At 61.5% G+C, this 11,969-nt stretch carries 15 protein-coding genes; 7 read left to right on the top strand and 8 right to left on the bottom strand.

The window, feature by feature from the left end; translation table 11 throughout:
• Positions 1 to 70: 70 nt before the first annotated feature.
• From PSEUDOMOFG3G_RS26830 to PSEUDOMOFG3G_RS26805, 6 genes are all read left to right on the top strand, one after another.
• Positions 71 to 1,210: a homoserine O-acetyltransferase gene (locus PSEUDOMOFG3G_RS26830; protein WP_047226011.1), complete on the top strand. Its 1,140-nt coding sequence runs from the start codon at positions 71 to 73 to the stop codon at positions 1,208 to 1,210.
• A gap of 7 nt (positions 1,211 to 1,217) precedes the next feature.
• Positions 1,218 to 1,838, top strand: coding sequence for a methionine biosynthesis protein MetW (gene metW / locus PSEUDOMOFG3G_RS26825; RefSeq protein WP_047226012.1), 621 nt, complete (start codon positions 1,218 to 1,220; stop codon positions 1,836 to 1,838).
• A gap of 25 nt (positions 1,839 to 1,863) precedes the next feature.
• Positions 1,864 to 2,298 (top strand): DUF4426 domain-containing protein, encoded by a 435-nt coding sequence (locus PSEUDOMOFG3G_RS26820; protein ID WP_047226013.1) that lies wholly within the window; start codon positions 1,864 to 1,866, stop codon positions 2,296 to 2,298.
• Positions 2,295 to 2,891: an RdgB/HAM1 family non-canonical purine NTP pyrophosphatase gene (gene rdgB, locus PSEUDOMOFG3G_RS26815; protein ID WP_047226014.1), complete on the top strand. Its 597-nt coding sequence runs from the start codon at positions 2,295 to 2,297 to the stop codon at positions 2,889 to 2,891. Before PSEUDOMOFG3G_RS26820 ends, rdgB begins: the two co-directional genes overlap by 4 nt.
• A gap of 62 nt (positions 2,892 to 2,953) precedes the next feature.
• A complete protein-coding gene (hemW, locus tag PSEUDOMOFG3G_RS26810) occupies positions 2,954 to 4,087 on the top strand; it encodes a radical SAM family heme chaperone HemW (protein WP_218938991.1) in 1,134 nt (377 codons plus the stop codon).
• A 17-nt stretch (positions 4,088 to 4,104) separates the two neighbouring features.
• Positions 4,105 to 4,428, top strand: a complete 324-nt coding sequence (locus tag PSEUDOMOFG3G_RS26805; RefSeq protein WP_047226016.1) for a DUF3392 domain-containing protein — start codon at positions 4,105 to 4,107, stop codon at positions 4,426 to 4,428.
• A 146-nt stretch (positions 4,429 to 4,574) separates the two neighbouring features.
• Here the strand turns inward: PSEUDOMOFG3G_RS26805 and trmB are convergent, their stop codons facing one another.
• The 4 genes from trmB to PSEUDOMOFG3G_RS26785 form a co-directional block, all read right to left on the bottom strand.
• Positions 4,575 to 5,300, bottom strand: coding sequence for a tRNA (guanosine(46)-N7)-methyltransferase TrmB (trmB, locus tag PSEUDOMOFG3G_RS26800; protein ID WP_047226017.1), 726 nt, complete (start codon positions 5,298 to 5,300; stop codon positions 4,575 to 4,577).
• Positions 5,301 to 5,309: 9 nt separating this feature from the next.
• Positions 5,310 to 6,104, bottom strand: a complete 795-nt coding sequence (locus PSEUDOMOFG3G_RS26795; RefSeq protein ID WP_003177480.1) for a thiazole synthase — start codon at positions 6,102 to 6,104, stop codon at positions 5,310 to 5,312.
• A 54-nt stretch (positions 6,105 to 6,158) separates the two neighbouring features.
• Positions 6,159 to 6,359 carry a sulfur carrier protein ThiS gene (gene thiS / locus PSEUDOMOFG3G_RS26790; protein ID WP_160893822.1) on the bottom strand — a complete coding sequence of 67 codons (201 nt, stop codon included), beginning with the start codon at positions 6,357 to 6,359 and terminating at the stop codon, positions 6,159 to 6,161.
• 90 nt (positions 6,360 to 6,449) lie between these two features.
• Entirely contained in the window at positions 6,450 to 6,821 is a 372-nt protein-coding gene (locus PSEUDOMOFG3G_RS26785) for a DUF423 domain-containing protein (RefSeq protein WP_047226019.1), read from the bottom strand.
• Between the two features lie 73 nt (positions 6,822 to 6,894).
• On the opposite strand from PSEUDOMOFG3G_RS26785, the gene mtgA reads away from it, so the two are divergent.
• Positions 6,895 to 7,617 (top strand): monofunctional biosynthetic peptidoglycan transglycosylase, encoded by a 723-nt coding sequence (mtgA, locus tag PSEUDOMOFG3G_RS26780; protein ID WP_047226020.1) that lies wholly within the window; start codon positions 6,895 to 6,897, stop codon positions 7,615 to 7,617.
• A gap of 199 nt (positions 7,618 to 7,816) precedes the next feature.
• On the opposite strand, the gene rpoH is transcribed toward mtgA, so the two are convergent.
• The 4 genes from rpoH to ftsY all read right to left on the bottom strand — a co-directional run bounded on the left by rpoH (position 7,817) and on the right by ftsY (position 11,914).
• Positions 7,817 to 8,671, bottom strand: coding sequence for an RNA polymerase sigma factor RpoH (gene rpoH / locus PSEUDOMOFG3G_RS26775; protein WP_003177476.1), 855 nt, complete (start codon positions 8,669 to 8,671; stop codon positions 7,817 to 7,819).
• 113 nt (positions 8,672 to 8,784) lie between these two features.
• The gene (ftsX, locus tag PSEUDOMOFG3G_RS26770) at positions 8,785 to 9,807 is read right to left on the bottom strand and encodes a permease-like cell division protein FtsX (RefSeq protein ID WP_047226021.1); all 1,023 of its coding nucleotides are present in this window, start codon (positions 9,805 to 9,807) and stop codon (positions 8,785 to 8,787) included.
• A complete protein-coding gene (ftsE, locus tag PSEUDOMOFG3G_RS26765; RefSeq protein ID WP_024778908.1) occupies positions 9,804 to 10,475 on the bottom strand; it encodes a cell division ATP-binding protein FtsE in 672 nt (223 codons plus the stop codon). The genes ftsX and ftsE overlap by 4 nt, the downstream gene beginning before the upstream one ends.
• Positions 10,472 to 11,914 (bottom strand): signal recognition particle-docking protein FtsY, encoded by a 1,443-nt coding sequence (ftsY, locus tag PSEUDOMOFG3G_RS26760; protein ID WP_139048938.1) that lies wholly within the window; start codon positions 11,912 to 11,914, stop codon positions 10,472 to 10,474. The genes ftsE and ftsY overlap by 4 nt, the downstream gene beginning before the upstream one ends.
• Positions 11,915 to 11,969: the final 55 nt, after the last annotated feature.

The raw sequence follows: 11,969 nt of genomic DNA, 5'->3' as shown, positions 1-11,969 counted from the left end.
TCCGCCCTTTGCTTGCCGCTTGCCACAGCGGTCTTTAGACTTACGCCTCATTTCAACGAGAGCAGGGTCGATGCCAGCTGCCTTTCCCCCCGATTCCGTTGGTCTGGTGACGCCGCAAATGGCGCATTTCAGCGAGCCCCTGGCCCTGGCCTGCGGTCGTTCGTTGCCAGCCTATGACCTGATTTTCGAAACCTACGGCACCCTCAATGCCACGGCGAGCAATGCCGTGCTGATCTGCCACGCCTTGTCGGGGCATCACCACGCCGCCGGCTATCACAGTGTCGACGACCGCAAGCCGGGCTGGTGGGACAGTTGCATCGGCCCGGGCAAGCCCATCGACACCAACAAGTTCTTCGTGGTCAGCCTGAACAACCTCGGCGGCTGCAACGGCTCCACCGGCCCCAGCAGCGTCAACCCGGACACCGGCAAACCCTTCGGCGCCGACTTTCCGGTGCTGACCGTGGAAGATTGGGTCCACAGTCAGGCACGCCTGGCGGACCGCCTCGGTATCGCCCAGTGGGCCGCAGTGATCGGCGGCAGCCTGGGCGGCATGCAAGCCCTGCAATGGACCATCACTTACCCGGACCGTGTGCGCCACTGCCTGGCAATCGCCTCGGCCCCCAAGCTGTCGGCGCAGAACATCGCCTTCAACGAAGTGGCGCGCCAGGCGATCCTCACCGATCCGGAATTCCACGGCGGCTCGTTCCAGGAACACGGCGTGATTCCCAAGCGCGGGCTGATGCTGGCGCGGATGGTCGGGCATATCACCTACCTGTCCGATGATTCCATGGGCGAGAAATTCGGCCGCGGTCTCAAGAGCGAAAAGCTCAACTACGACTTCCACAGCGTCGAATTCCAGGTGGAAAGCTACCTGCGCTACCAGGGCGAAGAATTCTCCGGACGCTTCGATGCCAACACCTACCTGTTGATGACGAAAGCCCTGGACTACTTCGATCCGGCGGCGAACTTCGACGATGACCTGGCAAAAACCTTTGCCGGCGCCACCGCCAGGTTCTGCGTGATGTCGTTCACCACCGACTGGCGCTTCTCCCCGGCCCGCTCACGGGAGCTGGTGGACGCGCTGATGGCTGCCCGCAAGGACGTCTGCTACCTGGAAATCGACGCGCCCCAGGGTCACGACGCCTTTCTGATCCCGATCCCGCGCTACCTGCAGGCGTTCGGCAACTACATGAACCGTATAACGCTGTGAGGACGCCATGAGAGCCGATCTGGACATCATCCAGGAATGGATCCCCGCCGGCAGCCGCGTGCTCGACCTGGGCTGCGGCAACGGCGAACTGCTGACCTGGCTGCGCGACCACAAGCAAGTCACCGGCTACGGCCTGGAAAACGACCCGGACAACATCGCCGAGTGCGTGGCCAAGGGCATCAACGTGATCGAGCAGGACCTGGACAAGGGCCTGGGCAACTTCGCCAGCAACAGCTTCGACATCGTGGTCATGACCCAGGCGCTGCAAGCGGTGCACTACCCGGACAAGATCCTCGACGAAATGCTGCGGGTCGGGCGCCAGTGCATCATCACCTTCCCCAACTTCGGTCACTGGCGCTGCCGCTGGTACCTGGCGAGCAAGGGCCGCATGCCGGTGTCGGAGTTTCTGCCCTACACCTGGTACAACACGCCGAACATCCACTTCTGCACCTTCGAGGATTTCGAGGCGTTGTGCCGCGAACGCCAAGCCAAGGTCATCGATCGCCTGGCGGTGGACCAGCAGCACCGCCACGGGTGGGCCAGCAAGCTATGGCCTAATCTGTTAGGTGAAATAGGCATCTATCGGGTCAGCAGCCCAGGCCTTGCCGATCATCAGGTCGCGGTGTGAAGCCCGGCCTTTCCAGGAGCACGACATGAAACGTCTAGCGTTGTTTCTCATTACCGCCTGCCTGAGCGCCGGAGCCATGGCCGCGGATGTCATCAAGAGCGATCGCAAGGAAGTGTTCGGCGACATCACCGTGCACTACAACACCTTCAATTCCACCTTCCTGACGCCGGATATTGCCGACGCCGCCGGATTGATCCGCGACAAGACCCAGGGCGTGATCAACGTTTCGGTACTCAAGGATGGCAAACCCTTGAAGGCCGAGGTCAGCGGGACAGTCAAGGACCTTACCAGCAGCAGTGTCACGCTGAACTTCAAGGAGGTGGCCGAACCCAACGCGACCTATTACATCGCCCAATACCCGGTGAAACAGCAGGAAACCCGCACCTTCAACATCCAGGTGAAAACGGGCGACAAGATCAACACCCTCAACTTCAACCAGGAACTGTTCCCCGGCGAATGATGAATTTCACCCAACTCGTACTGGCCAGCCACAACGCCGGCAAACTCAAGGAGCTCCAGGCCATGCTCGGCGGGTCGGTGCAACTGCGCTCGATTGGCGAGTTCAGCCAGGTCGAACCTGAAGAAACCGGCCTGTCGTTCGTCGAGAACGCCATCCTCAAGGCCCGCAACGCCGCGCGCATTTCCGGCCTGCCGGCGCTGGCCGACGACTCCGGGCTGGCGGTGGACTTTCTCGGCGGTGCGCCGGGCATCTATTCAGCCCGCTACGCCGATGGCAAAGGCGACGCGGCGAACAACGCCAAGCTGCTCGAGGCCCTCAAGGATGTCCCCGAAGCCGAGCGCGGCGCACAGTTCGTCTGCGTCCTGGCCCTCGTCCGTCATGCCGACGATCCACTGCCGATCCTCTGCGAAGGCTTGTGGCACGGGCGCATTCTCACCGAAGCCAGCGGCGAGCACGGTTTTGGCTACGATCCGCTGTTCTGGGTGCCAGAGCGCAACTGCTCCAGCGCCGAACTGGGCCCGGTGGAAAAAAACCAGCTGAGTCACCGCGCCCGCGCCATGGCTTTGCTGCGCCAACGCCTGGGCCTGCAATGATCGATGAGTCCCCCGCACCTCTGATCCATGGCGGTGCGCAAACGCCTCGGGCGCCGCTGCCAATGCTGCCGCCCCTGGCGTTGTACATCCACATTCCGTGGTGTGTACGCAAATGCCCGTATTGCGATTTCAACTCCCATGCCGCCAGCCCGCAGTTGCCGGAAGAAGAATACGTCGACGCCTTGCTGGCCGATCTCGACCAGGACCTGCAGGCGGTGTATGGCCGGGAACTGAGCTCGATCTTTTTCGGCGGCGGTACTCCAAGCCTGTTCAGCGCCCAGGCCCTGGGCCGGCTGCTCAAAGGTGTCGAGGCGCGAATCCCCTTCGCCCATGACATTGAAATCACCCTGGAAGCCAACCCAGGGACCTTCGAGCAAGAGAAATTTGTCGCTTACCGGGCACTGGGCATCAATCGCCTGTCCATTGGCATCCAGAGCTTTCAGGAAGCCAAGCTCAAGGCTTTGGGCCGGATTCATAACGGTGACGAAGCTGTGCGCGCCGCCGGCATGGCCCGTCAGGCCGGGTTCGACAACTTCAACCTGGACCTGATGCATGGCCTGCCCGATCAGTCCCTGGACGACGCCTTGAGCGACTTGCGCCAGGCCATTGCACTGAAGCCCACGCATCTGTCCTGGTATCAGTTGACCCTGGAGCCAAACACGGTGTTCTGGAACCAGCCGCCGACCTTGCCGGAGGACGACACGCTGTGGGACATCCAGGAAGCCGGGCAAGCGTTGCTGGCCGAGCATGGCTACAGCCAATACGAAGTCTCGGCCTACGCCCAACCCGGCCGGCCGGCGCGGCATAACCTCAATTACTGGAGTTTCGGCGACTTCATCGGCATCGGCGCGGGCGCCCACGGCAAGCTCAGCCATCCGGACGGGCGTATTGTGCGCACCTGGAAAACCCGCCTGCCCAAGGACTACCTCAACCCAGCCAAACGCTTCCTGGCCGGCGAGAAAACCCTGAGCAATGAAGAACTGCCCTTCGAGTTCCTGATGAACGCGCTGCGCCTGACCGAAGGTGTGGACGCGCGGCTTTACCCCGAACGCACCGGCCTGCCTTTGCAGAGTCTGGCTGAAGGCCGACGCGAGGCCGAACAAAGCGGGTTGTTGCGGGTCGAACCGGCACGTCTGGCAGCCACCGAGCGCGGACAGTTGTTTCTCAATGACCTGTTGCAGAAATTTTTGAGCTAATCACACAAGGAAACCCCATGGATCTGGTACTCGACCTGCTCGCCACCGTGTCCCGCTGGAGCCGCAGCAACCTGTCGGAAATCTCCCTGGCATTGGTAGGCTGCCTGCTGGTGCTGTTTGGTGCCGACATCAAAGGCTGGGTCGAACAACGCCTTGGCAATATTGCCGGGGCCTTGCGCGTCCCGCTGATCGCCCTGCTGTGCATGATCGGCAGCGGCGCGGCCTTGATCTACGCCACGCCATGGGTCGTCCGGGGCTTGAGCCAGTTCAACAACTACAGCCTGGCACCGGTGCTGTTGGTGGTGCTGGTGTTGATTGGGGTGGTCGCTGACCGTCGCTGATTTTCGATGTAGCACAGAACGAAATGTGGGAGCGAGCTTGCTCGCGATGGCGGCCTGACAGTCAACATTGATATTGAATGTTATGGCCTCATCGCGAGCAAGCTCGCTCCCACAGGGGATCCCATTTCAGCAGGATCTTCTGGTGTTTAAGCCACCTTCTCGAACTTCAAATCCCAAACCCCATGCCCCAAGCGTTCGCCACGGCGTTCGAACTTGGTGATCGGTCGTTCGGCCGGGCGCGGTACGCACTTGCCGTCTTCGGCCAGGTTACGGTAACCCGGGGCGACGTTCATCACTTCCAGCATGTACTCGGCGTAGGGTTCCCAGTCGGTGGCCATGTGCAGCACACCGCCGACCTTCAACTTGCTGCGCACCAACTCAGCGAACGACGCCTGGACGATACGGCGCTTGTGATGGCGGCTCTTGTGCCATGGGTCCGGGAAGAACAGCATCAGCCGGTCGAGGCTGTTGTCGGCCACACAGCGGTTGAGCACTTCGATGGCGTCGCAGTCGTAGACCCGCAGGTTGGTCAGTCCTTGGGTCAGTACGCCGTTGAGTAGCGCGCCCACACCGGGACGATGAACTTCCACACCGATGAAATCCTGTTCCGGCGCCGCGGCGGCCATTTCCAGCAGCGAGTGGCCCATGCCGAAGCCGATTTCCAGCGAGCGCGGCGCCGAGCGGCCGAACACCTGGTCAAAGTCCACCGGCGCATCGGCCAGGGGCAGGACAAACAGCGGCGTGCCCTGTTCCAGGCCGCGTTGCTGGCCTTCGGTCATGCGCCCGGCGCGCATCACGAAACTCTTGATGCGGCGGTGTTGGCGCTCTTCGCCTTCTTCCGGGAGGACAGGCGTGTCGTTCGATTCAGTCATCAATGGCTCTTACTTGATCAGACCATCCAGCGGCGAAGAGGCGCTGGCGTAGAGTTTTTTCGGCATGCGGCCGGCGAGGTATGCCAGGCGACCGGCCACAATGGCGTGCTTCATGGCTTCGGCCATCAGGATCGGTTGCTGGGCATGGGCGATGGCCGAGTTCATCAGCACTGCTTCACAGCCCAGTTCCATGGCGATAGTGGCGTCGGACGCGGTGCCGACACCGGCATCCACCAACACCGGAATCTTGGCTTCTTCCAGGATGATCTGCAGGTTGTACGGGTTGCAGATCCCCAGACCCGTGCCGATCAGGCCAGCCAGCGGCATCACCGCGATGCAGCCGATTTCCGCCAGTTGACGGGCGATGATCGGGTCATCGCTGGTGTAGACCATCACGTCGAAACCTTCCTTGACCAGGGTTTCGGCGGCCTTGAGGGTTTCGATCACGTTGGGAAACAGGGTTTTCTGGTCCGCCAGCACTTCCAGTTTCACCAGGTTGTGGCCGTCGAGCAGCTCACGGGCCAGGCGGCAGGTGCGCACGGCCTCGATGGCGTCGAAGCAGCCGGCGGTGTTGGGCAGGATGGTGTAGCGATCTGGCGGCAGGATATCCAGCAGGTTCGGTTCGCCCGGGTTCTGGCCGATGTTGGTGCGGCGCACGGCAACGGTCACGATTTCAGCGCCCGAGGCTTCGATGGCCAGGCGGGTTTCTTCCATGTCGCGGTATTTGCCGGTGCCAACCAGCAGACGCGACTGGTAGGTACGACCGGCCAGGACGAAGGGCTTGTCGCTACGAACGATGCTCATGGGAAATCCTCTGTTGGGGTGAGGTTCTTGCGAAATACTGGAAAACCGCAGGGACTAGCCGCCGCCGATGGCGTGGACCACTTCGACGCTGTCGCCATCGTTCAACGTGGTGTCGGCGTGCTGGCTGCGCGGGACGATATCCAGATTGAGCTCCACCGCGACGCGGCGTCCGGTCAGTTCCAGACGGGTCAGCAGGGCCGCAACGGTTTCACCGTCGGGCAGATCAAGGGGTTCGCCGTTCAATTGAATGCGCATGCCGGATGCCGCCATCATTTTTAGGGGCTGGCATTCTAGCCCGATCAGTCTGGACGACCCAAGCCATTCGTCATGAATTGGACCGTGCGGTCAGCCCAACCGCCAGGCGGCAAGCCCCAGGCACAACCAGCCGATCAGGAACGCCACCCCACCGAACGGCGTGATAATGCCCAGTTTGCTGATGCCCGTGAGCGTCAGCAGGTACAGACTCCCGGAGAACAGCAGGATACCGATGACAAACGAAATCCCGGCCCAGGTGACGATACGTCCGGGGATGTGCGTGGCCAGCAGCGCGACGCCCAGCAACGCCAGGGTGTGTACCAACTGATAGGTGACGCCGGTATGAAAGATCGCCAGGTAATCGGCGCTCAGGCGATTTTTCAGGCCGTGGGCGGCAAACGCTCCCAGTGCCACGCCGGTGAAGCCGAAAAAAGCAGCCAGCATCAGAAAACTACGCAGCATGAGAACTCCAGTCAGACTCGGTGGACAGGGTCTGTATAATGGCCCGCTCGACGGGTTCGGCCAAGCCATCTCTATGTTACGTTCATTGTTTCGACGATTCGTTAAAGCCCTGCTCTGGTTCGCCGTCGGCAGCGTTGTGCTGGTGCTGTTGTTTCGCGTGGTGCCGCCGCCGTTCACCGCGCTGATGATCGAGCGCAAGGTTGAGTCCTGGTTCGGTGGCGAGCCGATCGACCTGCAGCGTACCTGGCAACCCTGGGATCAGATTTCCGACAACCTCAAAATCGCGGTAATCGCGGGTGAGGACCAGAAATTTCCAGAGCACTGGGGCTTCGACTTCGGTGCGATCCAGGCCGCGCTTACCCATAACGGACGTGGCGGCTCGATTCGCGGCGCCAGCACCCTCAGCCAGCAAGTGTCCAAGAACTTGTTCCTGTGGCCGGGCCGCAGCTGGCTGCGCAAGGGCCTGGAAGCCTGGTTTACCGCGCTGATCGAAATACTCTGGCCCAAGCAGCGGATCCTCGAGGTGTACCTCAACAGCGTCGAGTGGGATGACGGTGTGTTCGGTGCCGAAGCCGCAGCGCGGCATCACTTTGGGGTAAGCGCCGATGCATTGTCCCGGCAACAGGCCAGCCTGCTGGCGGCGGTCCTGCCCAACCCCCGGGTATGGAGCGCCGCACGCCCAAGCCCTTATGTACTGCGGCGCGCGAACTGGATCCGCCGGCAGATGAGCCAGTTGGGGGGCGACAGCTACCTGCTGGGGCTCAATGACTCGCGGCGGGCGCCTTGGGCCCAGTAGACCAGACACCGACATTCAACTGTGGGAGCGAGCTTGCTCGCGATGGCGGAGGGTCAGGCAGCATCGATGTTGAATGATAAGCCGCCATCGCGAGCAAGCTCGCTCCCACAGGGGGTCTGCGGCGAATCCAATAGTGAGCACACACAAAAACGCCCCGATCATCACTGATCGGGGCGTTTTTTATTACCGCTACCGCCGGTCAAGCCGCAATCGACACCTTGAGCTTGTTCATCGCGCTCTTCTCAAGCTGGCGAATCCGCTCGGCCGACACGTTGTACTTCTGCGCCAGGTCGTGCAGCGTGGCTTTTTCCTCGGCCAGCCAGCGCTGGTAAAGGATGTCACGGCTGCGCTCGTCCAGCACTTCCAGAGCTTCGTGCAGGTTGGTGTTGGAGTTGTCGCTCCAGTCGGCGTCTTCCAGTTGACGCGCCGGGTCATACCGGTGGTCTTCCAGGTAGTTGGCCGGCGACTGGAAAGCGCTGTCGTCGTCCGCTTCGGCGGCCGGGTCGAAGGCCATGTCATGGCCGGTCAGGCGACTTTCCATCTCGCGCACTTCCCGCGGCTCGACGCCCAGGCTCTCGGCCACACGATGGACTTCTTCATTGTTCAGCCAGGCCAGACGTTTCTTCTGGCTGCGCAGGTTGAAGAACAGCTTGCGCTGGGCCTTGGTGGTCGCGACTTTCACGATGCGCCAGTTGCGCAGGATGAACTCGTGGATTTCCGCCTTGATCCAGTGCACTGCAAACGACACCAGGCGCACACCCATTTCCGGGTTGAAACGCTTGACCGCCTTCATCAGGCCGACGTTGCCTTCCTGGATCAGGTCGGCCTGGGCCAGCCCGTAGCCGGAATAGCTGCGGGCGATATGTACAACAAAACGCAGGTGGGCGAGCACCATCTGCCGAGCCGCCTCAAGATCCTGCTCATAATAGAGACTCTCGGCCAGTTCACGCTCCTGCTCGGGCGTCAGCAAAGGGATGCTGTTCACCGTGTGCACATAGGCCTCCAGGTTCGCACCCGGGACCAGAGCATAAGCAGGTTGCAAAGAAGTGGTCATACGAAAAAACCTCCGACTCACATAACTCGTGCAGTTCAGCACTGCGAAAATTGACCGGGAACCGTAGGACAAGTTCCCACAAAAACCGAAAGGTCAATACGCGCAAAAAAACACTATTTTGGAGCAAGCTCACGCAAGTGGCGTGCTACCGCAATCCATGCACCGATATAACCCAACAGCACCGCGCCAAGCAAGAGCGACAGACCGTCGGCGGCTGGCACTCCGGCCAGGGAAAAATCACTGCCGTACAAACCGGCCAGCCCCACTACCGCGTCATTCAGCCAGTCCAGGCCAAACGCCAATACGCCCCAGGACAGAATCCCCGCACCGAAGCCATACAGCGCCCCCATATAAAGGAAGGGCCTGCGTACATAACTGTCCGTACCGCCGACGAGTTTAATCACTTCTATCTCGGTGCGGCGGTTTTCAATATGAAGACGAATGGTATTGCCTATCACCAAAAGTAATGCAGAAACCAGAAGCACCGTCAGACCGAAGACAAATCGGTCGCCGAGCTTGAGGATCGCCGCAAGACGCTCGACCCAGACTAGATCAAGTTGCGCCTGTTGTACCTTCGGCAACTCGGAAAGTCTTTGTCTTAATGCTTCAAGGGTCGGCTTGTCGACTTCGTCGGGTGTCACCAGTACCACTCCCGGCAGCGGGTTTTCCGGCAGCTCCTTGAGGGCATCGCCCAGGCCGGACTGCTGCTGGAATTCTTCCAGCGCCTGCTCGCGACCAATGTATTCGGCGTCGGCCACGCCCGGCATGGCCTTGATCTGCTCGCGCAACGCCTGGCCTTCGGCAGGGCTCGCTTCCAGCTGCAAATACAGGGAAATCTGCGCGGCACGCTGCCAGGAGCCACCCAGGCGCTCCACATTACTTAGCAATAATGACAGGCCCATGGGCAAACTCAGGGCCACCGCCATCACCATGCAGGTAAAAAAGCTGCCGATCGGCTGCTTGCCCAGACGCTTGAGGCTGTCCAGCAGGCTGGCGCGATGGCTTTCGACCCAGGCGTGAAACAGTGTCGCGAAATCCGGGCCGTCGTCATCGTCGCGCTTCTTCTTTGGCGGCTGCGGATCGGAGGCTTTCGGAGCCACGCGCTCGGCCACCTTGGGGCTGCGGGTCGCACTCATACGCCAGCCTCCCCGTCACCGATCAGTCGACCGCGTTGCAAGGTGAGCATGCGGTGACGCATGCGCGCGATCAGGGCCAAGTCGTGACTGGCAATCAGCACGCTGGTGCCCAAGCGATTGATGTCTTCGAATACGCCCATGATTTCCGCCGCCAGACGCGGGTCCAGGTTACCGGTAGGTTCGTCCGCCAACAGCAAGGCCGGGCGATGAACGATGGCGCGGGCGATGCCCACGCGCTGTTGCTGGCCGGTGGACAGGTCGCCGGGGTACAGATCGGTCTTGTCCGACAGCGCCACACGCTCCAGGGCCGAATCCACGCGCTTGTTGATCTCGGCCTTGGACAGGCCAAGGATCTGCAAGGGCAACGCCACGTTGTTGAACACCGTGCGATCGAACAGCAACTGGTGATTCTGGAACACCACGCCGATCTGCCGACGCAAGTAAGGAATCTGGGCATTGCTGATGGTGCTCAGGTCCTGGCCGGCCAACAGCAATTTGCCGGTGGTGGGCCGTTCCATCGCCAGCAGCAGGCGCAGCAAGGTACTTTTACCGGCGCCAGAATGGCCGGTGACAAACAGAAACTCGCCACGACGGACCCGAAAGCTCAGCTCATGCAAGCCGACGTGACCGTTCGGATAGCGTTTACCGACCTGTTCGAAACGAATCATGAGTGCTCCCGCTCGGCAAACAGTGCCTGGACAAAGGGCTCGGCTTCAAAGGTGCGCAGATCGTCGATGCCTTCACCCACGCCGATGTAGCGAATCGGCAGGCCGAACTGCTTGGCCAGGGCGAAAATCACCCCGCCCTTGGCGGTCCCGTCGAGCTTGGTCAGGGCCAGTCCGGTCAGTTGGACGGTCTGGTTGAACTGCTTGGCCTGGTTGATGGCGTTCTGGCCAGTGCCGGCGTCCAGCACCAACAGCACCTCATGGGGTGCGTCGGCATCGAGCTTGCCGATCACCCGGCGAACCTTCTTCAGCTCTTCCATCAGGTTGTCTTTGGTGTGCAGGCGACCGGCCGTGTCGGCAATCAGCACATCGATGCCACGGGCCTTGGCGGCCTGCACGGCGTCGAAAATCACTGAAGCGGAGTCGGCGCCGGTGTGCTGGGCGATTACCGGAATCTTGTTGCGCTCGCCCCACACTTGCAGCTGTTCGACCGCAGCGGCGCGAAAGGTGTCGCCGGCGGCGAGCATGACTTTCTTGCCCTCCAACTGCAGCTTCTTCGCCAGTTTGCCAATGGTCGTGGTCTTGCCGGCGCCGTTGACGCCCACGACCAGGATCACGAACGGCTTGTTCTGTGAGGCAATCACCAGCGGCTGTTCCACCGGTTTGAGCATGTTGGTCAACTCGCCCTGCAAAGACTTGTACAAAGCGTCGGCGTCGGTGAGCTGCTTGCGGGCCACCTTTTGAGTCAGGCTCTGGATGATCACCGACGTCGCCTCGACGCCGACATCGGCGGTCAGCAAGCGCGTTTCGATGTCTTCCAGCAATTCGTCGTCGATGACTTTCTTGCCCAGAAACAGGCTGGCCATGCCTTCGCCGATGCTGGCGCTGGTCTTGGACAGGCCTTGCTTGAGGCGGGCGAAGAAGCCGACCTTGTTCTCTTCGGCGGCAGGCGCGGGCTCTGCGAGAGCTGGTAATTCAACTGCAACAGGCTCCGGTTCAGGGGCAACTGGGGCAGCGACAGGCATGATGGCAGGCGCTGGCACTTCGACAATCGGCTCCACGGCCGGGGCCGCGACAGATGGGGTCAGTGCCGGAATCGGCGGGGCGATATGCGGCGCCTGCGCGTCCTCCACCAGCGCTACCGGTTCTTCCGCCACGGGCAAGGTCAGCCAGGGGGTTTGCCCTTCGGGTGGGGTCAGCGGTTGCTCGGCCGCTGGTTCAGCGCTCGACTCCGGCTCAGGCTCAGCCGGTTGCAATACCGGCTCGGCAATCGGCAGGACAATCGGGGCAGCTTGTTCGGCCACCGCCTCGGCATCGGGCTCAGGCAGCGGTTGCGGCTGTTCGACGACAGTTTCCTGCGGCTTCTTGCGCAGCCATCCGAACAGGCCTTTTTTCTCGCCAGCCGCAGCTGGGGTCTTCTTGTCGTCGTTGGAACCAAACATGGAGGACGGCTATCTCACGGTAGCGACGCGCCACCAGGGCGCCTCGGTGATAAAT

This window comes from Pseudomonas sp. FG-3G, from assembly GCF_901007645.1.
GTDB lineage: Bacteria > Pseudomonadota > Gammaproteobacteria > Pseudomonadales > Pseudomonadaceae > Aquipseudomonas > Aquipseudomonas rhizophila.
This window is presented reverse-complemented; position numbering and strand designations above follow the sequence as displayed.